The sequence below is a fragment of the Streptomyces sp. NPDC047081 genome (assembly GCF_040643775.1).
Lineage (GTDB): Bacteria > Actinomycetota > Actinomycetes > Streptomycetales > Streptomycetaceae > Streptomyces.
On sequence record NZ_JBEYUY010000010.1, the window covers coordinates 211,276 to 234,810 of the forward strand.

18 protein-coding genes and 1 pseudogene are annotated in these 23,535 nt (G+C 71.6%); 7 read left to right on the forward strand and 12 right to left on the reverse strand.

Annotated features, from left to right (window positions below; translation table 11 throughout):
* The first annotated feature begins 171 nt into the window (after positions 1-171).
* Positions 172-378: a hypothetical protein gene (locus tag ABZ848_RS21150; RefSeq protein ID WP_242767279.1), complete on the forward strand. Its 207-nt coding sequence runs from the start codon at positions 172-174 to the stop codon at positions 376-378.
* Here the strand turns inward: ABZ848_RS21150 and ABZ848_RS21155 are convergent.
* Entirely contained in the window at positions 375-1,517 is a 1,143-nt protein-coding gene (locus tag ABZ848_RS21155) for a sulfite oxidase (protein ID WP_360833907.1), read from the reverse strand. The two genes, ABZ848_RS21150 and ABZ848_RS21155, sit on opposite strands and share 4 nt — an antisense overlap.
* Positions 1,518-1,668: 151 nt before the next feature.
* Here ABZ848_RS21155 and sthA point away from each other — a divergent pair, with 151 nt between their 5' ends.
* Positions 1,669-3,072, forward strand: a complete 1,404-nt coding sequence (gene sthA / locus ABZ848_RS21160) for a Si-specific NAD(P)(+) transhydrogenase (protein WP_360833909.1) — start codon at positions 1,669-1,671, stop codon at positions 3,070-3,072.
* Positions 3,073-3,117: 45 nt separating this feature from the next.
* On the opposite strand, the pseudogene ABZ848_RS21165 reads toward sthA, so the two are convergent.
* Positions 3,118-3,393: pseudogene (locus ABZ848_RS21165) on the reverse strand (hypothetical protein); the annotation flags it as partial.
* A gap of 348 nt (positions 3,394-3,741) precedes the next feature.
* Between ABZ848_RS21165 and ABZ848_RS21170 the strand changes: the two are divergent.
* Positions 3,742-5,214, forward strand: a complete 1,473-nt coding sequence (locus ABZ848_RS21170; protein WP_360833911.1) for an APC family permease — start codon at positions 3,742-3,744, stop codon at positions 5,212-5,214.
* Positions 5,215-5,225: 11 nt separating this feature from the next.
* Positions 5,226-6,185: a hypothetical protein gene (locus tag ABZ848_RS21175; RefSeq protein ID WP_360833913.1), complete on the forward strand. Its 960-nt coding sequence runs from the start codon at positions 5,226-5,228 to the stop codon at positions 6,183-6,185.
* A gap of 18 nt (positions 6,186-6,203) precedes the next feature.
* Here ABZ848_RS21175 and prcB read toward each other — a convergent pair whose 3' ends face one another.
* The 4 genes from prcB to ABZ848_RS21195 form a co-directional block, all read right to left on the reverse strand.
* Positions 6,204-7,058, reverse strand: a complete 855-nt coding sequence (gene prcB, locus ABZ848_RS21180; protein WP_360833915.1) for a proteasome subunit beta — start codon at positions 7,056-7,058, stop codon at positions 6,204-6,206.
* A gap of 72 nt (positions 7,059-7,130) precedes the next feature.
* On the reverse strand, positions 7,131-8,072 hold the full coding sequence (locus ABZ848_RS21185) for a lysylphosphatidylglycerol synthase domain-containing protein (protein ID WP_360833917.1): 942 nt from the start codon (positions 8,070-8,072) through the stop codon (positions 7,131-7,133).
* 166 nt (positions 8,073-8,238) lie between these two features.
* Positions 8,239-10,581, reverse strand: a complete 2,343-nt coding sequence (locus tag ABZ848_RS21190; RefSeq protein WP_360833919.1) for a glycosyl hydrolase family 65 protein — start codon at positions 10,579-10,581, stop codon at positions 8,239-8,241.
* Positions 10,578-11,318 carry a beta-phosphoglucomutase family hydrolase gene (locus ABZ848_RS21195; protein WP_360833921.1) on the reverse strand — a complete coding sequence of 247 codons (741 nt, stop codon included), beginning with the start codon at positions 11,316-11,318 and terminating at the stop codon, positions 10,578-10,580. Before ABZ848_RS21195 ends, ABZ848_RS21190 begins: the two co-directional genes overlap by 4 nt.
* Before the next feature lie 94 nt (positions 11,319-11,412).
* On the opposite strand from ABZ848_RS21195, the gene ABZ848_RS21200 reads away from it, so the two are divergent.
* Positions 11,413-12,081 carry a nucleoside/nucleotide kinase family protein gene (locus ABZ848_RS21200; RefSeq protein ID WP_360833923.1) on the forward strand — a complete coding sequence of 223 codons (669 nt, stop codon included), beginning with the start codon at positions 11,413-11,415 and terminating at the stop codon, positions 12,079-12,081.
* Here ABZ848_RS21200 and ABZ848_RS21205 read toward each other — a convergent pair.
* The 6 genes from ABZ848_RS21205 to ABZ848_RS21230 all read right to left on the reverse strand — a co-directional run bounded on the left by ABZ848_RS21205 (position 12,078) and on the right by ABZ848_RS21230 (position 20,274).
* A complete protein-coding gene (locus ABZ848_RS21205; RefSeq protein ID WP_360833925.1) occupies positions 12,078-13,901 on the reverse strand; it encodes a hypothetical protein in 1,824 nt (607 codons plus the stop codon). The two genes, ABZ848_RS21200 and ABZ848_RS21205, sit on opposite strands and share 4 nt — an antisense overlap.
* A 14-nt stretch (positions 13,902-13,915) precedes the next feature.
* Positions 13,916-15,649, reverse strand: a complete 1,734-nt coding sequence (locus ABZ848_RS21210) for a hypothetical protein (RefSeq protein ID WP_360833927.1) — start codon at positions 15,647-15,649, stop codon at positions 13,916-13,918.
* A gap of 2 nt (positions 15,650-15,651) precedes the next feature.
* On the reverse strand, positions 15,652-16,554 hold the full coding sequence (locus ABZ848_RS21215) for a carbohydrate ABC transporter permease (RefSeq protein ID WP_360833929.1): 903 nt from the start codon (positions 16,552-16,554) through the stop codon (positions 15,652-15,654).
* Positions 16,551-17,462: a sugar ABC transporter permease gene (locus ABZ848_RS21220; RefSeq protein ID WP_360833931.1), complete on the reverse strand. Its 912-nt coding sequence runs from the start codon at positions 17,460-17,462 to the stop codon at positions 16,551-16,553. Before ABZ848_RS21220 ends, ABZ848_RS21215 begins: the two co-directional genes overlap by 4 nt.
* Positions 17,463-17,546: 84 nt before the next feature.
* A complete protein-coding gene (locus ABZ848_RS21225; RefSeq protein WP_360833933.1) occupies positions 17,547-18,875 on the reverse strand; it encodes an extracellular solute-binding protein in 1,329 nt (442 codons plus the stop codon).
* A 274-nt stretch (positions 18,876-19,149) separates the two neighbouring features.
* Positions 19,150-20,274, reverse strand: a complete 1,125-nt coding sequence (locus ABZ848_RS21230) for an ROK family transcriptional regulator (protein WP_360833935.1) — start codon at positions 20,272-20,274, stop codon at positions 19,150-19,152.
* Positions 20,275-20,502: 228 nt separating this feature from the next.
* Between ABZ848_RS21230 and ABZ848_RS21235 the strand changes: the two genes are divergently transcribed.
* The gene (locus ABZ848_RS21235; RefSeq protein WP_360833937.1) at positions 20,503-21,402 is read left to right on the forward strand and encodes a BadF/BadG/BcrA/BcrD ATPase family protein; all 900 of its coding nucleotides are present in this window, start codon (positions 20,503-20,505) and stop codon (positions 21,400-21,402) included.
* A 198-nt stretch (positions 21,403-21,600) separates the two neighbouring features.
* A complete protein-coding gene (locus tag ABZ848_RS21240) occupies positions 21,601-23,529 on the forward strand; it encodes a phosphatase PAP2 family protein (RefSeq protein ID WP_360833939.1) in 1,929 nt (642 codons plus the stop codon).
* Positions 23,530-23,535: the final 6 nt, after the last annotated feature.

Sequence of the window (23,535 nt, forward strand, 5' to 3'; positions counted from 1 at the left end):
GGATCGCTGTCTCCCATTACACGCCCGACCGATCGCTCCGGCATCTCGGGCCGGTGGCCGGTTTCCGACGCCCTCCGGATGCACGCCGGGCTCCCGCGATGAATGGTGATAGTGGACCCGGACGACAGCTCCGGGGCCGAAGAAGCGATCCGGAGCCGAGGAGCACAGATCATGCCGACGTCACAGCCCGACGCGTCCGGGTCGTCCGAGGACCGCGTCACCCCGGACGACCTGCTTCACACCCGTACCGGCACCGAGGTCTCTCCGGAGGACCTCGTGCTCGCCACCGGCAGGGACATCACCCCGCACAACCTGGAATGGGCCAGGCACAAGCTGGAGACGGAGGGCCCGGCGGCGATGGAGAAGCTGCTGCCCTAGGGCCCGACGGAGTCCGCCGCGTCGGGCTCCAGGCACAGCACCGGCACCTGCTGGACGAGGTTGTTGACGAAGCCGCCCCGGTTCCAGTGCTGGTCGAGGGGCTGCGTGTGGCCCTCGGCGTCGGTGGCCCGCGCGCTGAGTACGTGCTCGCCGGAGGCCGCCGTCCAGTCGTATCGCCACCGCCGCCAGGCCCAGCGCCGCCCGCCGTCGGGCTCCAGCTCGGCCTCGTGCCAGGTGCGTCCGGCGTCCGTGCTGACCTCGGCCCGCGTCACCGGCGCCCGCCCCGACCAGGCGCGCCCCTCCAGCGGTACCGGTCCGGGCCGTACCACGCGGGACCGGGACATGAAGTCCGGGAAGCCGGGCGGGATCAGCAGGGCGCGCGGTGCAATCCGGGTGACCGGCTCGCCCTCCTCGCCGGACTCCTGCCGCAGCCGGTAGGCGACGGCCTGCTGGAATCCGGTGAACGGGGCGTCGGTGACGGTGACTTCGCGCAGCCACTTCACATGCGCCATGCCGTACCAGCCCGGTACGACGAGCCGCAGCGGATGCCCGTGCTGCGGGGGCAGCGGGCCGCCGTTCATCTCGTACGCGACCAGGACCTCGGGCTCGGTGCCGGTGGCCACGGCGACGGGCAGGGAACGCTGGTAGTCCTGCTCGACCCCGCGTTCCACGCCGTGGTCGGCGCCGGTGAAGACGACGTCGACGGCGTCGGCGTCCACCCCGGCCTCGGCGAGCAGCAGTCGCAGCGGTACGCCGGTCCACTCGGCGGTGCCGACGGCCTCGACGAGCCAGGGCTGGCTGACCGGGCGGGGCATGAGCAGGGCCCGGCCGTTGCCCGCGCACTCCAGGGTGACGCGGGCGGTGACCGAGGGCATGGCCCGCAGATCGGCGAGGCCGAGCTCCAGCGGGCGGCGGACACGGCCTGCGACGGCGAGCCGCCAGGGGGTGTCCTCGGGGACGTACGGGATGTCGTAGTGCGTCAGCACGTAGTGCAGGCCCGGCGGGGTGACGTCGTAACGCAGCGCCTCCAGCGGCAGGCCGTGGTTGCGGGTGGCCAGCGCCAGTTCGTCCCGGCCGATGCCCTCGTCGGGGGCGGCCAGCCGGGCGGGGGCGCTCGTGTCGGCGAGTCGATGGCCCATGGGCGCATTATCACGCCGTGGGCCCGGCCCGGCATGTCCTCGTGCGGGAGCACAACTCTCCGCCGATCAAGGAGAGTTCCGATCGATCAGCGGACGGTCGTTGCCCGTTCGCCCTTTCGAAGAGGGCCGTCGGGCTGACAGACTCCGGAGGGTGCCCGACTTCGACATGCTTGTCATCGGATCCGGCCCGGGCGGCCAGAAAGCCGCCATCGCCGCGGCCAAGCTCGGCCGCCGGGTCGCCGTCGTCGACCGCCCCGACATGGTCGGCGGGGTCTCCATCCACACCGGAACCATCCCCTCCAAGACCCTGCGCGAGGCGGTGCTGTACCTGACCGGTCTCACCCAGCGCGATCTGTACGGCCAGAGCTACCGGCTCAAGGACGACATCACCGTCGCCGACCTGACCGCGCGCACCCAGCACGTGGTGAGCCGCGAGGTGGACGTCATCCGCAGCCAGCTCTCCCGCAACCACATCTCCCTGTTCGCCGGCACCGGCCGCTTCGTCGACGCGCACACCGTCGCGCTGCGCGAGGTCACCGGCCATGAACGGCTGCTGAGCGCCGAGAACATCATCATCGCCACCGGTACCCGGCCGGCCCGGCCGGACAGCGTCGAGTTCGACAGCCGTACGATCATGGACTCCGACAACGTTCTCGACCTGGAACACGTGCCGCGCTCCATGGTCATCGTCGGCGCCGGGGTGATCGGCATGGAGTACGCGTCCATGTTCGCCGCGCTCGGCAGCAAGGTGACGGTGGTCGAGAAGCGGGCCGGGATGCTCGACATGTGCGACGTCGAGGTCATCGAGTCGCTCAAGTACCACCTGCGCGACCTCGCCGTGACCTTCCGCTTCGGCGAGACCGTCGCCGCGGTCGAGCGGCATTCGAGGGGCACGCTCACCATCCTGGAGAGCGGCAAGAAGATACCGGCCGACGCGGTGATGTACTCGGCGGGCCGGCAGGGTCTGACGGACGAACTCGACCTCGACAAGGCGGGGTTGACGGCCGACCGGCGCGGCCGGATCGCCGTCGACGAGCACTACCGCACCGAGGTGCCGCACATCTACGCCGTCGGCGACGTCATCGGCTTCCCGGCGCTGGCCGCGACCTCGATGGAGCAGGGGCGGGCGGCGGCCTACCACGCCTGCGGGGAGCCGGTCGGGCAGATGCTCGACCTGCAGCCCATCGGCATCTACACGATCCCCGAGATCAGCTTCGTCGGCCGGACCGAGGACCAGCTCACCGAGGAGAGCGTGCCGTTCGAGGTCGGCATCTCCCGCTACCGGGAGCTCGCCCGCGGCCAGATCATCGGCGACTCGCACGGCATGCTGAAGCTGCTGGTCTCCCCCGAGGACCGCAAACTCCTCGGCGTGCACTGCTTCGGCACCGGCGCCACCGAGCTCATCCACATCGGCCAGACCGTGATGGGCTGCGGCGGAACGGTCGACTACCTGGTCGACGCGGTCTTCAACTACCCGACGCTGGCCGAGTCCTACAAGGTCGCCGCGCTCGACGCGACGAACAAACTCCGCCAGATCGACCACATCGGCGACTGACGGGCGTCAGCGGCCCCGCTCGCCGGCGGGCGGGCCGCCGGGCTCGTCGCCGGGAGGCGCGGTCACGTCCGGGACCTCCTCGTCGAGCCGTTCGTCGAGGCTCTCACCCTCGCGCTGCTCGGCGGCCGTGGTGCCGTGCCGGGTGACGCCGAGCGGCTTCTCCGGAGGCGAGTAGCCCGCGTCGAGGGTCTCGTCGTAGCTGCGTTCGCCGACGGTGTCCTGCGGGTCGAGCGGTGCGGCGTCCTCCTGCTCCTCGTTCGTACCGACCGGCTGGTAGACGTCGTCGCCCATCGGTTCGGAGTCCGTGTGTTCACTGTGCATGGGTGCCTCCCTCGGGCGCCGCGGCGGGCCGCTTCTGTACGGTGTCCCGATCCGCGTTTCCCGCTGTGCGCCGGTCAACCCCGGGTGCCCCGGGGGCGCGGGAGGTTACCCCCTGGTCAATCTTGAAAGGTCAAGAAGTAGGGCTATCATCACTCGCACACACGGCGTGACCGAGCGGCGACGCGGGCTGCCGTGCGCTCTCCACCACCCTGTTCGTATTCGCTGCCCCTGATCTGTACCGAGGCCAACCCTCCAGGGTCCGGGGCGGGTTCGTCACCCCCCACCTCCCCCTACGCCGTCGGGGCCCAGGCCGCCGTGGCGTCGTGCAAGACGGAAAGCAGCGCAACCATGAGCATCAACAGGGGCAGAGGGCTTCAGGCCAATGCCCTCGGTACGTTCGACACCGTGGTGATGGCCGTCGCGGGCAGCGCCCCGGCGTACTCGATCGCCGCCACCACGGCGGTCCTCGTCGGCGCGGTGGGGCTGGCGAGCCCGGCCGCGCTCCTGTACTGCGCGATACCCATGCTGGGCATCGCGCTGGCGTTCAGCTACCTCAGCCGCATCGACGTGAACGCGGGCGCCAGTTACTCCTGGGTGGGCCGCACGCTCCACCCCTTCCTCGGCTTCATCAGCGGCTGGGCGCTGGTGATCTCGGCGACCATCTTCATGGTGGCGGGCTCGCTGCCGGCCGGTTCGATGACGCTGGCCCTGTTCGACGACGGCCTGGCCGACAACACCGCGCTGTCCACGGTGGTCGGCGCCGGCTGGTTCGTCGTGATGCTGCTCGTCGTGCTGGGCGGCGCCCGGCTCACCGTCCGCGCGCAGCTCGTGATGTCCGGCATCGAACTCGCCATCCTGGCGCTCTTCGCGGTGCTGGCCTTCTTCCACACCGGCAACGCCCGCGCCTTCGACTGGTCCTGGCTCGGCTTCTCCCACTTCGACGGCGTGGCGGGCTTCGCCTCGGGCGCGCTGGTCGCCGCCTTCTACTACTGGGGCTGGGACGTCACCAGCAACCTGAGCGAGGAGACCCGCAACAGCCGCCGTACGACGGGACTCGCGGGCCTGATCGGAGTGGGCATCGTCTTCCTGCTGTTCGAGGTGTTCACCATCGCGGTGAACGTGATCCTCTCCTCGAAGCAGATCGACGAGAACGACGCCAACGTGCTGGGCGTGCTGGGCGAGGAGGTCTGGCCGGGAGTGGGCGGCAAGCTGCTGATCGTGGCGGTGATGCTGTCGACCATCGCCACCCTGGAGACCACGCTGATCCAGGTCACGCGCTCGCTGTTCGCGATGGGCCGGGACCGTACGATGCCGTCCGCGCTGGGCCGGGTGCACCGCACTTGGAACACGCCGTGGGTGGCGATCGCCGTCGTGGGCGGGGTGGCACTGGCCATGTTCATCGCCTCCAACGCCCTTGGTTCGGTGGGTGACATCCTCTCCGACGCGATCTCCGCGATCGGCCTGCAGATCGCCGTCTACTACGGGCTCGCCGGCCTCGCGGTGGTCGTCGCGTACCGCAAGATGCTGCTGAAGTCAGCGGGCAACTTCCTGCTAGGCGGTCTGTGGCCGCTGTTCGGCGCCCTGTTCATGTTCTGGATCTTCTTCGAGTCGCTGGGCGAGCTGGACACGGCCGCCATCGCGATCGGCATCGGCGGCCTGGCGGTCGGCGTGGTGCCGATGCTCTGGTACTGGCGGCAGGGCAGCGACTACTACCGGCCGGCCCGCCTGGACGCCACCCGTACCGTCGAGGCCGAGTACGTCTTCGACGACCACCCGGCCCCCGACACCCGTGCCCACGAAGGTCTCTCCACCGACTTCTGAGGGAGACCGCGATGGCGCGCGACCGCTTCGCCCCCGACTTCGACCCCGACTGCGGGGACGCGGCCCTCACGGACGCCTCCCACGACATCGTCATCGGCCGCTGGCAGGGCCTCAGGGACCTGCTGCGGGCGACCGGCCCCGACTGGCTCGCCCGCGGCCACCGGGTCCGGCTGCTCGCCCAGGCCTGCGCGGGCAGTTCGACGGCGGAGACCTGGCTGGCCGCCGAACCCCACAGCGCCGACGCGCTGGTGCTGCGCGCGGCGACCGAGACGGCCCGGGCGTTCAACCTGGCCATCGCCGCGGGCCGGGGCATGCCCATCGACCAGCACCGCATCGACACCGCGGTGACGGCCTGTCTGCAGGCCGCGGACGCCTACCTGGACGATCCGACGCCGTGGATCTCGCTGATCTCGGTGGCCCGGCTCTATCCGCAGGGGGTACGCCGGCAGGAACTGGCGCGCTGGTGGGACGAGTTGCACCAGCGCGACCCGTACAGCGTGGAAGGGCATCTGCAGGTCCTGCACTACTACTCGGCGCGCTGGCACGGCACGCACGGCCTGATGTACGACTTCGCGCGCGACGCGGCGGGCGTGTCACCCCAGGGCTGCGCCCTGCCGGTCCTGGTGCAGTACGCGCGCGTCGAGGAGTACCGCTACGCCCTCGACACCGCGCAGGGCAGCCAGTCCGCGGTGGGTCTCGGGCAGCACTGGAACCACGACGGCGCGGTCGGCGACGTACGCCGGACCTGGCAGCGCTGGATCATGGGCCGCCCGGACGACGGCATCGCGCCCGGCGAGCTGCGCGACCTCAACTACCTCGCGCACGCGGCCTGCAACGCGGGCGTCACGGACATCGCCACAGCGGTGCTGCGGATGCTCGGCCCGCGGGCCACCCGGACCCCGTGGTCGTACACGGGGGATCCGGCGCAGCAGATCCTCAAGTGCCGCAAGGAGTTGCGGCTGCGCGGCTGACCGGTGCGGGGTCCGGTGTCACGGAGTGGCGCCGGGCCCGTCCGGGCGGTCGCGGCGCTGCTCGACCATCTCGCGGCTCAGCTCCTCCGTCTCGGGCTCGGGCAGCCGCTCGAAACCGTCCTCGGTGATCACCGAAACGATGGGGAAGATACGGCGGTTGATGTCCGGTCCGCCGGTCGCGGAGTCGTCGTCCGCCGCGTCCCACAGCGCCTGGAGCGCGGCCAGGGCCGCCTCGCGGCGGTCCATGCCCGGGTGGAAGAGCTTCTTCAACGCGCCCCGGGCGTACGGGGATCCGGAGCCGTCGGCGTGGAAGTCCGCCTTCTCGTACAGCCCGCCCGCCACGTCGAAGCTGAAGATGCGTCCCCTGCGGCCTTCCGGCAGCGCGGGATCGTAACCGGCGAGGAGCGGTACGACGGCGAGGCCCTGCATGGCCTGGCCGAGGTTCTGCCGGATCATGCCGGCGAGGCGGTTGGCCTTCGCCCGGAGGGTCATCGGGATGCCCTCGATCTTCTCGAAGTGCGTCAGCTCGACCTGGTACAGCTTCACCATGTCCAGGGCGAGGCCGACGGACCCGGCGAAGGCGACGGCGGTGTAGTCGTCCGCGGGGTGTACCTTCTCCAGGTCGCGCTGGGCGATCATGTTGCCCATGGTGGCGCGGCGGTCTCCGGCGATCATCACGCCGTCGCGGTAGGCGAGGGCGAGCACGGTGGTGCCGTGCGGGAACCGGCCGGGCTCGGCGCGCACCCCGTCCGGGAAGGGGCTCCGGGTCGGCAGCAGTTCCGGGCGGTGGGCTGCCAGGAACTCGGTGAAGGACGCGCTGCCGGGGGTGAAGAACTCCTCCCCCAACTGGCCCTCGCTGTCACTCGCCGCCATGCCGCTCCCCCTCCTGCTCGCACCGGTACTCCGACTCCTACCTGAACCAGGGGGACGGGAAACGCCGGACCGCTACAGCGCCTTGCGCCGGACGAGCACCCCGAGCACCAGCAGGCCCGGCAGCAGCGGCAGCCACACGGTCAGGAGCCGGTAGCCGAGGACCACGGAGGCGGCCGCGGCGCCGGGCGCTCCCGCGACGGTCAGAGCGAGGCCCAGCGCGGCGTCGAGGGAGCCGAGCCCGCCGGGGGTGGGCAGCAGGGCGGCCGCGCTGCTGGCGGCGAGGTAGAGCAGGGTGACGCGTTCCGGGGCCAGCGGCAGGGCGACGGCGCGGGTGACGGCGATCAGCACGAGGGAGTGGAGCGCGACGAAGGCCAGCGATCCGCCCCACAGCGCGAGCGCCCGGCCCCGGCGCACATGGACGGCCCTGATGTCGGCGCACACGGTCACGAGGGCCCGGCGGCAACGCGGCCACAGCACAACGCCCGGCAGGAGGAGGACGACCGCGACCCCGGCTGCCACCGCTCCCCCGGACCATCGCGGCAGCCGTAGCAGACCGGGGCAGGCGGCGGTGAGTACGGCGATCAGGGCCGCGCGGACCACGACACCCGCCGTGGCCTTGACCGCTAGGGCGGTCGCCGAACGGCCGGGCGTGAGTCCGCAGCGCATCAGGAAGCGCAGGTTGACCGCGCCCGCACCGAGGCCCGCGGGCAGCATGTGGTTGGCGGCGGTGGCGGCGAACTGCGTGGCCAGCAGCCGTCCCGAGGGCAGCCGCCGGGCCACCGCGCCCTGCTGGGCGAGGGCCGCGCAGAACCAGGTCCCGGCCGCGGCCGCCGCGGCGAGCAGCAGCCAGCCCTGGTCGGCGACGGCGAGCCGGACGGCGCCGGTGTGCAGCACGGGCCAGTGACGCCGGACGAGCCAGGCCGCGCCCACGAGACCCGCGAGCGCGAGCGCCGCCTGCCAGCCGGCCCGCCTGCGAAGACCGGCCTGCCGTGCCGCCGGCACCACGTCGGCCATGGTCCACCCCTTGCCGTGAGGGCTGCTGCCGTAGAGACCGCGACACCCTGCGAGCAGAGGAACGCGAACCGGCTGAAACACGGACAAGCTAACTCGGCAGGCGAAGGCGTGCCGCGCGTTGTACGGCCGATCGCCTGACGCCTGGACGCGCCTGCCCCGCCCCCGTTCAGCGCACGCTCGGCCCCCGGTGCGGAGGCTGCTCGGGAGCCGGGCGGTCCGGGGTCTGCGGTAGCGGGCGTACCGCCGGGCCGTCGCCGTTGACCGTGAGGGACGTGTCGTGGTGGCGGATCGTCAGGGGCGGGCCGGACAGCAGTGTGTAGGTCGCCTTGTCGGGGCCGATCTCGACGCGCAGCCGGCTGCCGAGGAGCTGGACGTGGAAGGCGAGGCGGCTGAGGCGCTCGGGCAGGCGCGGGGTGAAGCGGAGCGTGCCGCCCTCGCGGCGCAGTCCGCCGAAACCCGCGACCAGGGCGGTCCAGGTGCCGGCCAGGGAGGCGATGTGGAGGCCGTCGCGGGTGTTGTCCTCCAGGTCCTCCAGGTCCATCAGGGCTGCCTCGGCCGTGTAGTCGTAGGCGAGGCCCAGGTGGCCGGCCCGGGCGGCGATCACCGCCTGGACGCAGGCCGACAGCGAGGAGTCCCGGACGGTGAGGGGCTCGTAGTAGGCGAAGTTGCGGGCGAGCTGGTCCTCGTCGAAGTGGGCGGCGCAGGTGTACATCGCCAGCACCAGGTCCGCCTGTTTGACGACCTGCTTGCGGTAGAGGTCGAAGTACGGGAAGTGCAGCATCAGCGGGTACTGCTCGGGGCCCGTGCCCGCGAAGTCCCAGTGCTGGTAGCGGGTGAACCCGGCGTGCTGCTCGTGGACGCCGAGCTCGTGGTTGTACGGCAGGTGCATCGCCTCGGCGGCGTCCCGCCAGCCGGCGCTCTCCTCGTCGTCGACGCCGAGGCGGGCGGCCTGGCGCGGATGGCGGCCGACGGCGTCGACGGCGGCCAGGAGGTTCGCGCGGGCCATGAGGTTGGTGTACGCGTTGTCGTCGGCGACGGCGCTGTACTCGTCGGGGCCGGTCACGCCGTCGATGTGGAAGACGCCGTGGCCGTCGTGGTGGCCGAGCGAGCGCCACAGCCGGGCGGTCTCCACCAGCAGCTCCACACCGGCCTCGCTCTCGAAACCGGTGTCGCCGGTGGCGGCGACGTAGCGCACCACCGCGTCGGCGATGTCGGCGTTGACGTGGAAGGCGGCAGTACCGGCGGGCCAGTACGCCGACCCTTCCGAGCCCTCGATGGTGCGCCAGGGGAACGCGGCCCCGGCCAGGCCGAGTTGGGCGGCGCGCTCGCGGGCGGCGGGCAGGGTGCTGTGCCGCCAGCGCAGTGCCTCGGCGACGGCTTCCGGGGCGGTGTAGGTGAGCAGGGGCAGCACGAAGGTCTCGGTGTCCCAGAAGGCGTGGCCGTCGTAGCCGGAGCCGGTCAGGCCCTTGGCGGGTATCGCGCGCCGTTCGGCGCGGGCGCCGGCCTGCAGGACGTGGAAGAGGGCGAAGCGGACGGCCTGCTGGAGTTCCTCGTCGCCGTCGACCTCGACGTCGGCGCGCGCCCAGAAGTCGTCGAGGTAGCCGCGCTGGTCGGCGAGGAGGCCGTCCCAGCCGCTGTGCGCGGCCGCGGCGAGGGCCGCCTCCACCTGGTCGGACATCGCGGGCCGGGAGCGGACGCCGGACCAGCCGTGGGCGACGAGCTTCTCCACGCGCAGCCGCTGGCCGGGCTCCAGCACGGAGGTGACGGTCAGGCGGGCCACGTCCACGTTGCTCTCGCTGTCGGTCGTGGTGCGCTCGGGGCCGGTGACGGTGTGGTCGGCGGCCACGGCGACACGCAGTCCGCTGCGCCGGGTGCGGTGCACGAGCCGCAGCCGGTGTCCGACGGCGACGTCCTCCTCCGGCTCCAGCGGAGACTTCAGCGCCCTCGCGGCGCGCGGGTCGCCCTTCGGCTCGGGAAGGCTCTCGTTGGCGACGAGTTCGGACTGGATGACCACGCGGGAGCGGTCGCCGACGGCCTCCACCTCGTAGGCGACGGCGGCGACGGCCCGCTGGGTGAGCGAGACCAGCCGGGTCGAGCGCACGCGTACCGTCGACCCGGCCGGCGAGGTCCATTCGCAGGTCCGCTCCAGCACGCCGCGGCGCAGGTCCAGGACGCGTTCGTGGGAGACGAGCCGCCCGTAGCGCAGGTCGAAGGGCTCGTCGTCGACCAGCAGCCGCAGGATCTTGCCGTTGGTGACGTTGATGACGGTCTGGCCGGACTCCGGATATCCGTAGCCGGCCTCGGCGTACGGCAGGGGGTGCAGTTCGTGGACGCCGCCCAGGTAGCTGCCGGGCAGGCCGTGCGGCTCGCCCTCGTCGAGGTTCCCGCGCCAGCCGACATGGCCGTTGGACAGGGCGAAGACCGACTCGCTCTGGGCGAGGACGTCCAGGTGCAGGTCCGTCTCGCGCACGCACCACGGGTCGACGGCGTACGACCGATGCGTGATCACTTCTCACCTCGCAGCTCGGCGAGGTCCCGTACGACGACGTCCGCGCCGTGCGCGTACAGCGCCTCGGTCTGCCCGACCCGGTCGACGCCGACGACGTAACCGAAGTCGCCGGAGCGGCCCGCGTCCATCCCGGCGAGGGCGTCCTCGAAGACGGCGGCCCGCTTCGGCTCGACGCCCAGGTCCTTCGCGGCGGCGAGGAAGGTGTCGGGGTGCGGCTTGCCCGGCAGGCCCCGCTCGGCGGCCACGACACCGTCGATGCGCACATCGAAGAGGGGCTCCGCGCCGATGGAGTGCAGCACGTCGAGGGTGTTGGCGCTGGAGGACACGATCGCGGTGCGCAGGCCCTGCGCGCGGACGGCCTCGATGTAGCGCAGGGTGCCGTCGTACGCCTCGACGCCCTGGGTGCGGATCTTCTCCAGCAGCAGGACGTTCTTGCGGTTGCCGACCCCGTTCACGGTCGGCGTGTCCGGCGGGTCGTCGGGGGATCCTTCGGCCAGTTCGATGCCGCGGGAGGCGAGGAAGGTGCGCACACCGTCGGCGCGCGGCCGTCCGTCGACGTACTCGTCGTAGTCGGCGACGGGATCGAAGGGCCGGAAGCCGTCGCCCTCCCGCTCCCTCAGGAACGCGTCGAAGGTCTCCTTCCAGGCGGCCGCGTGCACCACAGCCGTCCTGGTCACGACCCCGTCGAGGTCGAAGAGACAGGCCTGGATGTCTTCGGGAAGACCGAGCTGCGTCATACGGGTCCGGTTCCCCGCAGAACGACCTCCACTTTATGGCGCACGCCACATCAATTGGCCGAGCCGTTCGCCGGACGGTGACACACTCTCCTCTGTGCCGCTGACTTTCGACGACCTCCTCGCCCGTGCCCGCGCCCTCACCCGCACCGGCCGGCGCGCGGTCCTCGGTGTCGCGGGCAGTCCCGGCGCGGGGAAGACGACGCTCGCCGAGCACCTCGTACGGGAACTGAACGGCACCGGGAAGCCCTGGGTCGCGCACGTCCCGATGGACAGCTTTCACCTCGCCGACGTGCAACTGGAGCGGCTCGGGCTGCGGGACCGCAAGGGTGCGCCGGAGACCTTCGACGCGGCCGGGTACGCGGCGCTGCTGGGCCGGCTGCGCGAGGAGCGGGACGAGGTGGTGTACGCGCCCGGTTTCGAGCGGGTGCTGGAGCAGCCGATCGCGGGTGCGGTCGCCGTGGAGCCGACGGCGCGGCTGGTGGTGACCGAGGGCAACTACCTGCTGCTGGACGCCGACCCGTGGCGCCGGGTCCGCGGCCGGCTCGACGAGGTGTGGTTCTGCGAACTGGACGAGCAGGAGCGGCTGCGGCGGCTGATCGCCCGGCACGAGGAGTTCGGCAAGGGCCACGAGGAAGCCGTGGCGTGGGTGATGCGCAGCGACCAGCCCAACGCCGAGCTGGTCGCCGCGACCCGGGACAGGGCCGACCTGGTCGTATCGGTCGGCTCCCTGTCCTGGCCGTACGAGCCGTCAGGGACGGCCTAGGCGCGCAGGCTCAGCTCCGGCTCCCCGTGCTCGTCCGCCTCGCCGATCACCGCGGTGAAGGCGGCCGTTCGTAGGGTCAGCCCTTCCTCGGCCCACGCGGCCTCGACGGTATACGGCTCCGCCGACCCGTACTGCACGGCGAAGACATGGAGGTCGTCCGGCGCGTCCGCGATCGGGGCCGCCTCCAGGGCCGTCGAGCTGATCAGGTGCCGCCAGCCCTCGTCGGGGTTGCCGTAGCCGCGCGGGTCCTCGGCGAGCGCGAACGCGGCCTGTTCCTGGAGGAGTTCGGCGCGCGCGTCGAAGTGCTCCGGGCCCTGCTCCTGCGGGTGGGTCAGCCGCAGCGGGCCCGCCGACGCGACCGCTCCCCCGGCGGTACGGCGCACCCGGTCGCCGTCGTCGGCCGCGTACGGCAGGCCCGCGAGGAGGTACGCGTCCTCGGGGAGGCGTTCGACGGCGACGGTCGTCCACAGGGTCGTGCCGTCGGTGACGTACAGGGACCGCACGTGCCGCAGGACGTGGTCGCGGCCGACGACCGGCTTGGTGACCAGTTTCGCCGTCAGTCCGTCGGCGCGCAGGTCCCGTACCCGGACCTCGCCCATGGGACGGCAGAACACGAACCCGTCGGCCACCGGGCCGAAGCCGTGCTGGCGGTTGACCGCGGCGGGCAGGTAGTACGTGCCGCCCGCCTCGACGACCGCGGGGGTCATACGGCTGTCGAAGGCCACGGAGACCGTGCCGGCGCGCAGTTGGTGCCTTGCGGGGCGCGTCGACGGCTCGCGGTGCCAGGGAGTGGTGTCCTGTATCTGCCAGACCAGCATCCACGCGAAGTGTCCGTCGACCCCTCCGTCCGCCTTGGCCGCGTGCCGGGCCCAGCGGCTGTCGCCCCGGTAGCGGCCCAGGTCGGAGCCGATCCGGGCGCCGAAGTAGCGCAGGCCGAGGACCGACTCGAAGGCGGAGTGCTGCTCGCTGTAGCGCGGCCCGCCGTTGTCGAAGCCGCCGCCCGTGAGGCGGGCGTCGATGTAGCGGGCGAGCGTGTCGCCGTCCTCGGCGAAGACCTCCTCGCCGCTGACGCGGTGGGCCTGGGCCAGGAAGGAGAGGGAGATCGGGCCGTAGTTGTTGTCGTACGCCCCTCCGTGCTCCGGCGGCAGCAGGGCGCCCCGGTCCGCGACCCGGTGGGCGCGGATCTTCTCGGCGTACAGCCGCAGCGCCAGCGCACGCACCGGCTCGCTCTCGGCGTCCGGCAGATGGCGCGCCAGCATCAGGCCGCCCACCACGCAGCCGATGGCCTGGTTGCCGGCCTCCTGCGGGTTGAAGAAGGTCGCCTCGGTGAGCCAGCGCCAGTAACCCCGTGCCACGTCGAGGAGTTCGGCGCGCTGCTCGTCGTCGACGAGGTTGTCGGTGGTGTCGAGGAGGTTGACGGCCTGGAGCAGCGCCCACACCGTGCTCGGCCAGTCGCCGACGGGGTGCGCGCCGGCCGCCAGGGTGTAACGGGCGTACGGCAGGCCGGAGTTGCGGATCCGCAGGTTCGGGTAGCCGGGGTTGTCCTCGCGGTAGACCCGCTCGCGCAGGTGGAAGGCGAGGCTGCGCCGCACCGCCTCGGGCAGTCGCGGGTCCTTGGAGCGCTGCCAGGCGAGGGCCAGCAGCGAGGTGATGCCGAGGGAGGTGTCGCCGATGTCGTCGACGCAGTCGGGGTGTTCGAGGTTGCCCTCCGGCGTGAGCCGGGCCAGGGCCTGCTCGACGACGTCCGCGAGGACGGCATCGTATGCCTCGGGGGTGTCGGGCAGGTCGTGGAGCGGGCCGCGCTGATGGACGAGGTGCACGTGGGATCAGCCCTTCATGCCTGGGATGGCCGTACGAGAGGTGCGGGCCGGTGGGCGCGCAGTGCGAGGGTCAGTGTGTGCGGACCCTGTCCGCCGATGTAGACACGGTTGCCGGTCGTCGCGTCGGTGCCGCCCACCACGGTGTAGTCCTGCCCCGGGTCGTAGCGCAGTACGTCGGCGCGGTCCGGCCCGGCCAGGGGTTCGCCCGCCTCGACGTGGGCCTCGACGCGGATCTCGTCGTCGCCGACGCGGTAGGTCATCGGTCCGGTCGTCAGGCACCAGCGGCCGTCGCCGAGCGGTACGGCGCCCTTCGGCTTCCCGCCCGGCCGGAAGGTCAGTTCGAGGGCCCAGGGCACCGGTGGGCCGCTGATGTCGATCCGCAGGTCGGCCCCGTCCTTGCGCAGGTCGACCTCGACCCGGGTCGTGTGGGAGACCTCGTCCTGAGGGCGGTCGGGGAAGGCCATCGCCGCGGAGAAGCGGCCCTCGTCCACCAGACGGTACGCGCCGTCGTCGCGCCTCAGATCCTTCGGGAGCGGCTGGTAGTAGGCGGTCGTGAGGGTCTGGGTGAGCCGGTACCGGTTGTCGGCGAGCTGTTCCATGTCGGCGGCGCGGAACGGGCCCAGGTCGAAGAACCCCCGCGAGAGACGGACCGCGTCGAGGACGGCGGCACTGGCGAACATGCGCAGGAAGGTGGGGTTGCAGGCGAGGCCCGAGCGGATGCGCCGATGCTCGGGCACGTCGGAGCCGCCGTACACCACGGTGTGCGCGGTGGCGGAGGCGTGCGCGGCGAGACGTGCGGTGGGGAGGTACCGGTCGCGCGGGAGCTTCTCCGCGTCCGGGGCCGGCAGGGCGCGGGCCAGATCCGGGGTGAGGAGGGTCTGGGCGAGCAGGTCGGGGTCGTCGATGCCGTCGGCGGCGGCCAGGCGGGCCGCGCGGGCGAAGTCGCCCCGGCCGGTGCGGATCGCGAGCAGCCGGTAGTGCGGCAGGTAGGGCCACAGCGCGAACGACTGCCGCTGGTCCTGGCGGCGCGAGTGGACGGTTTCCACCGTGCCGTCCGGCCGGATCAGGTCCAGGGTCGCGGCGAGGTTGCGTTCGACGGCGGCCGGCAGGTCGGTGCGCCCGAGCACCTCGGCCAGCAACAGCAGCGACGGGTTGGTGACGATGGACGCGTAGACGGCGCTGCGTTCCGAGTACAGGCCCTCCGCGTCGATGTCGACGCCCTCGGCGAGCCACTCCTCGGCGCGGGCGAGCAGCCGGTCGTCGGGGAACGACCGGTGCAGACGGGCGAGCGCCGCGCTCAGCTCCCAGCGGTGGTTCGGGGTGTGCACGCCACCGGTCAGGAGACTGTCCGCGGCGGCGCCGGCGATCTCGGCCAGCGCCGCCGTGACCTCGTGCAGCTCCGGCCCTGCGCCGGCCGCGAGGACGTGCGCGTCGCACACGTCGTTGACGGTGAACGCGGAGTCGGGCGGTGACTGGACGTTGTCGCCGCCCGCGAAGAGACCGGAGGGCGTCTGCACGGCCCGCAGGGCGCGCAGGTGGGTCGTCGCGGCGGCGACCGCCTGTCCGCTGCCGTGCAGTGCCGAGTCCGGGGAGCGGTACGCGGCGACCAGGGTCTTCACCCGCCGGGCCAGAACGCGGTGCGTCACCCCGGCGGGGTCCTCGTCGGGAACGGCCGCCAGAGGTACGGCCGTCCGGTCGGCGGCGCGGGCCGCCGACCGGACGAACTCGCCGTCGAGCTCGGTGGGCAAGGTCAGTCCTTCAGGCCGGCGTTGATGTCGGCGCCCATGACGTAGCGCTGGAAGACCAGGAAGATCACGATCAGCGGGATCATCGAGATGACCGAAGCCCCGAGCAGGACCGACCAGTTGATGTTCTGCGCGCCGACGATGCTCTGGATGCCGATCTGCACGGTGAACTTGTTCGGGTCGTTGAGCATCAGCAGCGGCCAGATGTAGTCGTTCCACCGCCACTGGAAGGACAGGATGGCGAGGGTCAGCATGATCGGCCGAGAGAGCGGCACCATGATCCGCAGGAAGATGGACAGTTCGCGGGCGCCGTCGATGCGCGCGGCTTCCACGAGTTCGTCGGGCACCGTCAGGAAGAACTGGCGGAACATGAAGCAGCCAGTCGCGGTGAGCACGGCCGGGAGGATGATGCCGGCGAAGGAGTTGTAGAGGCCGAGGTTGCGCACGACCAGGAACTCCGGGGCGAGCATGACCTCGGACGGCAGCATCGTGGTGGCCAGGATGCAGAGGAAGAACGCCTTGAGCCACCTGTTGTCGTACTTGGCCAGCGCGTACCCGGTGCAGCAGCTGACTCCCACCGTGAGGATCGTCGTGATCACGCACACGATGGCCGTGTTGATGAAGTACTGCGAGAAGTTGGCGCTGTCCCACGCCGCCTTGAAGCCTGACAGGGTGGGGTTGTGCGGAACCAGCGTCAGCGGATAGGAGAACAGGTCGCTGGCCGGCTTGAACGAGCTGAGGATGAACCACAGCACCGGAAACCCGTACAGGCACGCCAGGATCCACAGCAGTGTCGTCGCGGACACGGCCTGGCGCAGCCCGCCCGTGGGCGCCCTGCGGGGGCGCTTCTTGGAGAGGCTTCGTCCGGGACCGCTGTCGACCTTGTGCGGCATGCCTGTGGTTGTCATCGGTTCTCCACCCGTCGGTTGACGATCAGCTGGATGATCGCGACGGCCATCAGGATGAGCATGAGCACGAACGACGCCGCGCTCGCGTAGCCGATCTGGCCCCGTTTGAAGCCGGTCTCGTAGATGTACTGGACCATCAGGTTGTTCGACGTTCCGGGTCCGCCGTTGTTGAGGGAGACGAACACCGGGTATTCCTTCATCGCGTTGATCGTGTTGAGCAGGATCACGATGAACGAGGTGGGCGCGATGCTCGGCAGTGTGATGCTGAAGAACTGACGCCAGGGGCCGGCGCCGTCGAGCGAGGCCGCCTCGTAGTACGACGCCGGTACGTTCTTGATCGCCGCGATGAACAGCAGCATCGAGAAGCCCGTCCAGGCCCAGGACGCCGCCATCACCACCACCAGCAGCGACAGGTCCGCGTTCGACTGCCAGTGGACGGCGGGCCCGCCGAACTTCTCGATGACGTAGTTGACCAGTCCGAAGTTCTCACCGAACATCCACCGCCACAGGACACCCACGACGATGGGCGACAGCAGCCACGGGATGAAGAAGATGACGCGGGCGACCGACCCGCCCTTGGCGTGCTTGCTCACCACCAGGTTGGCGGCGAGCAGTGAGACCGCGAAGTTCAGCGGTACGAAGAGCACGGCGTACAGCAGCGTCCGGGTCAGCGCGTCGTAGAAGGTCGAGTCCCCGAACAGGTTGTGGTAGTTGTCCAGTCCGATGAACTGGAAGGCCCCCACACCGGTGTAGTTCGTGAACGAGTAGACGAGCCCGATCACCGCCGGCCAGACGAAGAACAGCGCGAAAAGCACGACATTGGCCGCGATGAGGACGAGGGGCGCAAGAACGTACTTGCTGCGTCTCCTGGGCGGGCTCGCGGACACGTCCGAGGCGCGTTTTGTCATCTTCCTGACTCCGTGCTGGTGGATGGGGATTGCGCTGCCGGGGCCGGGCGGCGGAGTCGTGACCCCGCCGCCCGGCCCGATGGCCTACGAAGCGCCGCCGACCTGCTGGTTGTAGCCGGCCACGATGTTCTCCAGGGCCTTCTCGGCCGACTGCTGACCGTTGATCGCCTTGCCGAGCTCCGTCTTGGTCGGGTCCTCGGTGAGGCTCTTGCCCTTCAGCACCCAGTTCGTCTGCGCGGTGTTGAAGTAGCCGGAGATCGGCGCGTAGAGCGGGATCTCCTCGTTGTAGAGCTTGAACGCCGCCTGCGCCGCCTCGGACTTGAAGGGGTACGTCGGGTTCAGGCCGCTCTCGACCGGGAGGAAACCGGAGGTCTCGCAGAGCGTCTTGTAGTGCGCCGGCTCGTACAGCCAGGACAGGAACTTCGTCGCGGCGGTGGCCGCGGCGCCGTTGTTGTTGAAGCCGACGGTCATGCCGCCGCTGTTGACGTCGCTGGCCTGCACCGGCTGGGCGGGGGTCGGGACGCTCGCCCAGTCGAACTTCTTGATGCTGTCCGCGAAGGAGGCGACCTGCCACACGCCGGACCAGTAGGCGACCACGTCACCGCTCTGGAACATGGCGGACGGGTCGGCGCCGCTGGTCCACACCGACTTCGGCATGGTCTTGTCGTCGTTCCACCCGACGAAGGTGTTCACGGCCTTCTTGGTCGCGGCGTCCACCGAGAACTTGCCGGAGGAGTCGGCGTGGACGTACTTGCCGCCCATCTCGTACACCATGGCGCGCAGTCGCGACGGCGACTGGTCGAAGGTCAGGGAGTACTTGGCGCCGGTCTTCTCGCGGACCTTGTTGGCCGCGGCGATGAACTCGGTCCAGGTCCAGGTCTTCGACGGCGAGGTCGGGAAGGAGACGCCGGCCTTCTCGAAGAGCGACTTGTTGATGAACAGGCCGGACGCGGTGACGTCCGAGGGGATGGACAGCACCTTCCCGGACGAGTCCTTCGCCAGGAAGTTGGCGTTGATGTTGTTGCTCTTCTTGTTGGCGATGGAGCTGAGGTCGAGCAGCTTGCTCGACCAGATCGGGTCCAGCGCCGGCACGGCCGCCACGTCGGGCAGGGAGTTCGCCTGGGCGGCGTTGTGCAGCTTCGTGGTGTAGCCGTCGTAGGGAATGTTGACGAGCTTGACCTTGACGCCGGTTTCCTTCTTGTACTGCGCCACCATCTTCTTCCAGCCGGCGTCCTGGCCCGGGACCGTGGAGATCCAGAAGGTCAGCGACTTGGAGGTGCCGCCCGAGCTGGACCCGGACCCGCAGGCGGTGAGCAGAAGGGCACCTGCCGAGGCTGCGGCAGCGAGGGGAACAAGGCGGCGCATGCCGCCGCGGACGAGTCGGCGGGAGCGCCGCACACCCACAGTGGTCATCTTCGATCCCATTTCGTGAGAGGGGACGGAGCACGGCGCCGTTCTGGGCGGCACGGGTGCATTTTGAAGGAAATTTCGCTTTCCGGGGGCGCGGCCTCGCCCGGCCGCGTCGCCTTCACGGGGTGGGATCCCCGGCCATGAGGGCCGCCGTCGCACGGGCACGCCCTCGTGCGGCTCCCGTACTTCGCGTACGGGCGGGACGCCAACCCAAGCCGGCGTCCCGGCCGACTTAGAAAGCGCTTGTCCGGACATTGGCAGACCGAGTCGGAGGCCGTCAATCCTTCGCATGCGCGGCCTCGGTCACGGTTTGGACTCCATGAGCGACGGCGAGCCTGCTGGCGCCCACGACGGTGCCGAGATCGCCGAGCGTGCTGCTGACCACCTCGGTGGGCCAGCTCAGCCGCTCCAGCTCGGCCCGCACCCCGGGCAGGAGCTGCGGGTCCGCGCCGGTGGAGCCGCCCAGGACGATCAGTCCCGGGTCCAGTACGGCGGTCACGGCGGCGGCGAGCCGTCCCACGTCGACGGCGTGGCGGCCGACGACCGCACGGGCGGCGGCGCGGCCCTGGCCGGCGAGAGCGAAGAGCTGCTCGGTGGTGCCCGGGCAGGGCCCGTCGGCGTCCGGCCAGGCCTCCGCGGCCCGGCGCAGCAGGGAGCGGGCGCCGACGTGCTCCTCCAGGGCCTCCCGGCCGGGCTCGCGGCCCACGTCCCACGGGTAGGGCAGCCGGGCGACCTCACCGGCCGCACCGTTCGCCCCGCGCAGCACCTGGCCGCCGATGACGACACCGAGACCGATACCGACGCCGATGCGCAGGTAGCCGAAGGTGCGCCGGCCCCGCGCTGCGCCCTCGTGCAGCTCGGCGAGGGCGGCGCAGTTGACGTTGTTCTCCAGGTGGACGGGCACGCCCGGCGGCAGCGCGACGGCCACCGCGTCGAAGACGGGCCCGGCCTTGGCGGTGGCGGGCCGCACTCCGGTGCCTTCCCGGGTGACGTCACCGACCGCGACCACGATGGTGCGCAGGGGCGTCCCGGCGGGCAGCGCGGCGAGCGCCTCGCGCACCACGTCGACGGCATCGGACCGCGAGCCCGTGGCCTCGGCCAGCAGCGTGCCGTCCAGGGCGCAGCCGCGGACGCGGGTGAGGGCGGGGCCGAGGTCGACGGCGAGTACGGCGCCCGCGGCGGGCCCCAGGCGGTATACGGCGGCGCTGCGGCCGGTGCCGCTGGAGGCGGTGCCGGAGTGGGCGGCGAGCCCGGCGCTCTCCAGCTCGACGACGGCGGAGGACACCGTCGGCTTGGACAGGCCCGCGAGGCTCGCGAGCTGCGGCCGGGTCGCGCTGCCCGCCTCGGCGAGCACGGCGAAGACCGCGCTTGCGCTCTCGGTCAGGCGGGGGGCTTCCGCCACGTCGTGTATCACAGTTCTCCCACGGGTCACGGGCCGCTCAGTGGTCGAGTGCGCGATGCCTCTTGACGCACTGTACTTCGTTAGTTAACTTCCTAACGAACTTCACGGTACTCGCCTGCCGTGTCCGCCAGAAGCCCGTCCCGGGGCTTCCCTAGTTCACCAACTCCCTTGTAAACAGGCACGGTTCGCCCCGCCGTCGCAGCACCACGCATCGACGAAAGAGGTTCCGTGCAGGACTCCACGCCCCTCGTGGTCGGTATCGACGTGGGTGGCACCAAGACACACCTCCGTGCCTGCGCGGGGGACGTCCTGGTGGCCGACCGCGTCCGGTCGAGCAGCGGCTGGCGGCCCCACGACCCGGTGGCCGCCGCCGGCTGGCTGGCCGCGCTGGTCGCCGAGGCACTGCCGGCGGGCACTCGTCCGTCGGCCGTCGCCGTGGGCGGCCACGCCTGTGAGACCCCGCGCCAGTGCGCGCAGATCCGTACCGCCCTGCAACTGCACTTCGACGCGCCCGCGCTGGTCGTGGGCGACGCCGAACTGCTCGTCCCCGCCGCCGGGTTGGACAAGGGGGTCGGCCTGGTGGCCGGCACCGGTTCCGTCGCGGTGGGCCGCCTTTCCGACGGGACCTGCGTCCAGGTCGGCGGCTGGGGCGCGGTCCTCGGAGACGAGGGCGGCGCGGCCGGTCTCGTGCGCGAGGCCGCGCGAGCCGTATGGGCGGCGCACGACCGCGGGGAGCGGCCCGACGAACTCGCCCTCGGCCTCGTCTCCGGCTTCGGCGTCTCCGAAGTACCCGCGCTCGGGGCCGCGTTGGAGAGCGCCACCGACATCTCCGCGGAGTGGGGCCGGCACTCCCCGGTGGTCTTCGCGGCCGCCGAGGCCGGCTCCGCACTCGCCCGGGACGTGATCGCCGACGCCGGACGCTCCCTGGCCGCGCTCGTCGGACGGCTCGCGGCACGCGAAGTCGCCGTGGACGACGTGGTGGTGGCGGGCGGCACGATCCTCGCCCAGCCCGCCCTGTACGACGCGTTCGCCTCCGCGCTCGCCGAGACCGTGCCCGGGGCACGCCCGCAACGGCTGCGCCTGCCACCGGTCGAAGGCGCGCTGGCACTGGCGCGTTCGACCCTGTGAACCGGTCGGCCCGCGTTCACGTACCCGACACGTTCCGGTCGCCGAGCCCTCCCCGCCGGGTCAGGGCACGGCCGTAGATCTTCGCTCAAAGCTTCACGGGACCCACCGGAATCGCACATCTCGTGCGTCCCGCCTGACACCGCTGATCGCACGATCTCCCCCGGCCGTACGGCCGAAGAACTCAAGAGAGGCACACGCATGCCGTCATCCGCCGGGCACCGCTCCTCCTCGTCGGCCGGCCGCACCGCCGTCGGCCGACGGGGTTTCCTGAAGACCTCCCTGGGCGCCTCGGCCGGGGTGATGGCCGCGCCCACCTTCGTCTCCTGGCTGGCCGCCGCCGACGCCAAGGCCGCGACGAGCCCCGCCGCGTTCGTCGACGACTACAAGACCAACGTCCTGACGAACCTCACGCCCGAGACCAACGCGGTCGTGCGGATCCTCGGCGGCTTCGCCCTGATCTGGAAGACGGGCGGAGCCTGGAACACCGGCACGCCGCTGATGCCGGAGATACTGCGCGCCAACATGCGCTACTGCGCGCGGATCACCGGCGCGCGCACGGACGCGCAGGCCAAGGAGGCGTTCATCTACGACCGCCAGCACCAGAGCTACGCGATGATCGCGGGTCTGGGTCCGCTGGCCGGCCTGTACAAGTCGGGTGCCAAGGCGGTCACGTCGATCACCAGCGCCCCCGACTCCACCCCGGCGACCACGATCAGCGACGCGGTGCCCGCGGACGCCCCGGCCGGTTCCGCGCTGGGCGCCGGTTCGCACGACTCGGCGCTCGGCAAGGTGGCCGAGCTGGTCGACACGGTGCGCGGCCCGTACGCCTCCGGCAACCCCGGCAAGTACGCCTTCCAGTACCCGCGTCCGTGGCGCATGAACGAGGACAGCGTGGTCGTCGACACCGGCACCACGGACGCCCTCGGCTTCCCGGTGTACGACTCGAAGGTGATCGTCGCGCCCCAGCTGCTGCGCCAGCGCGGCACCTCCCCCACGGACGACGGCGGCTTCCCGAGCGGCCACACCAACGCCTTCCACCTGGCCTGCCTGGCGTACGCCTACGCGGTGCCCGAGCGCTTCCAGGAGCTGGTGACGCGGGCCTTCGAGCTCAGCCACACCCGGATCATGGCGGGCATGCACAACACGGTCGACGTGCTCGGCGGCCGCATCATGGCCACCGCCCTCGCGGCCGCCACGCTGGCGGACCCCGCGAACGCCGACCTCAAGGCCGCCGCCCGCGCGCAGGCCCTGGCGTACTTCACGCAGCAGACCGGCACCACGGCCGACACCCTGTTCGCCTACGCGCACTCCGACTCCGCCGACGCCTACGCCGACCGGGACGCCAACGCCCGCACGGTCGAGCCCAAGCTGACGTACGTGCTGACCCGCCGCGGCCGCAGCGAGGCGCTGACCGTGCCCAAGGGCGCGGAGGTGCTGCTGGAGACCCGGCTGCCCTACCTGGACGCCGAGCAGCGCCGCGAGGTGCTGCGCACGACCGCGCTGCCCTCCGGGTACGTGCTCCTCGACGGCTTCGAGCAGTGGGGGCGGCTCAACCTGTTCGCCGCGGCCGACGGTTACGGCGCCTTCGACACCGATGTGACGGTGACCCTGGACACGGCGGCGGGCGGCTTCGGCGCGGCCGACACCTGGCGCAACGACATCGACGGCGACGGCGGCCTGACCAAGAAGGGCAGCGGCACGCTCACCCTGGCCGGGCACAACGAGTACACCGGCGGCACCGTGGTCGCGGACGGCGTCCTGGCCACCACCTCCTCGCACGCCCTCGGCCACGGCGAGGTGCGGGTGAAGGGCGGCACACTGCGGCTGGGCCGGCCGGTCCAGGTGCACGGCCAGTACTCCCAGGAGAACTCCACACTGGAGGTGACGCTCCGCTCGGGCCACGAGCCCGCCCTTGAGGTCACCCGGCGCGCCCTGCTGGGCGGCGGCAGCGTGCTGTCACTGCGGCTGGACGAGGACAAGCCGCCGGCCGTGGGCAGCACGGTGCGCGTCGTGGCGGCCGCGCAGCTGCGCGGCCAGTTCGACCGCGTGGAACTGAACTCCGACCGGCTGCGGGCCGTACCCGTCTACACGACGGAAGGTCTGTCGGTACGACTCCTGAAGCGGTAACGCCCC

What these genes read in the sequence shown, in the direction of transcription:
- ABZ848_RS21225 (WP_360833933.1), bottom strand. Translation starts at nt 18,875, where the DNA reads ATGACCACTGTGGGTGTGCGGCGCTCCCGCCGACTCGTCCGCGGCGGC.
- ABZ848_RS21150 (WP_242767279.1), top strand. Translation starts at nt 172, where the DNA reads ATGCCGACGTCACAGCCCGACGCGTCCGGGTCGTCCGAGGACCGCGTC.
- prcB (WP_360833915.1), bottom strand. Translation starts at nt 7,058, where the DNA reads ATGGCGGCGAGTGACAGCGAGGGCCAGTTGGGGGAGGAGTTCTTCACC.
- ABZ848_RS21185 (WP_360833917.1), bottom strand. Translation starts at nt 8,072, where the DNA reads ATGGCCGACGTGGTGCCGGCGGCACGGCAGGCCGGTCTTCGCAGGCGG.
- ABZ848_RS21195 (WP_360833921.1), bottom strand. Translation starts at nt 11,318, where the DNA reads ATGACGCAGCTCGGTCTTCCCGAAGACATCCAGGCCTGTCTCTTCGAC.
- ABZ848_RS21175 (WP_360833913.1), top strand. Translation starts at nt 5,226, where the DNA reads ATGGCGCGCGACCGCTTCGCCCCCGACTTCGACCCCGACTGCGGGGAC.
- ABZ848_RS21240 (WP_360833939.1), top strand. Translation starts at nt 21,601, where the DNA reads ATGCCGTCATCCGCCGGGCACCGCTCCTCCTCGTCGGCCGGCCGCACC.
- ABZ848_RS21215 (WP_360833929.1), bottom strand. Translation starts at nt 16,554, where the DNA reads ATGACAACCACAGGCATGCCGCACAAGGTCGACAGCGGTCCCGGACGA.
- ABZ848_RS21220 (WP_360833931.1), bottom strand. Translation starts at nt 17,462, where the DNA reads ATGACAAAACGCGCCTCGGACGTGTCCGCGAGCCCGCCCAGGAGACGC.
- ABZ848_RS21170 (WP_360833911.1), top strand. Translation starts at nt 3,742, where the DNA reads ATGAGCATCAACAGGGGCAGAGGGCTTCAGGCCAATGCCCTCGGTACG.
- ABZ848_RS21155 (WP_360833907.1), bottom strand. Translation starts at nt 1,517, where the DNA reads ATGGGCCATCGACTCGCCGACACGAGCGCCCCCGCCCGGCTGGCCGCC.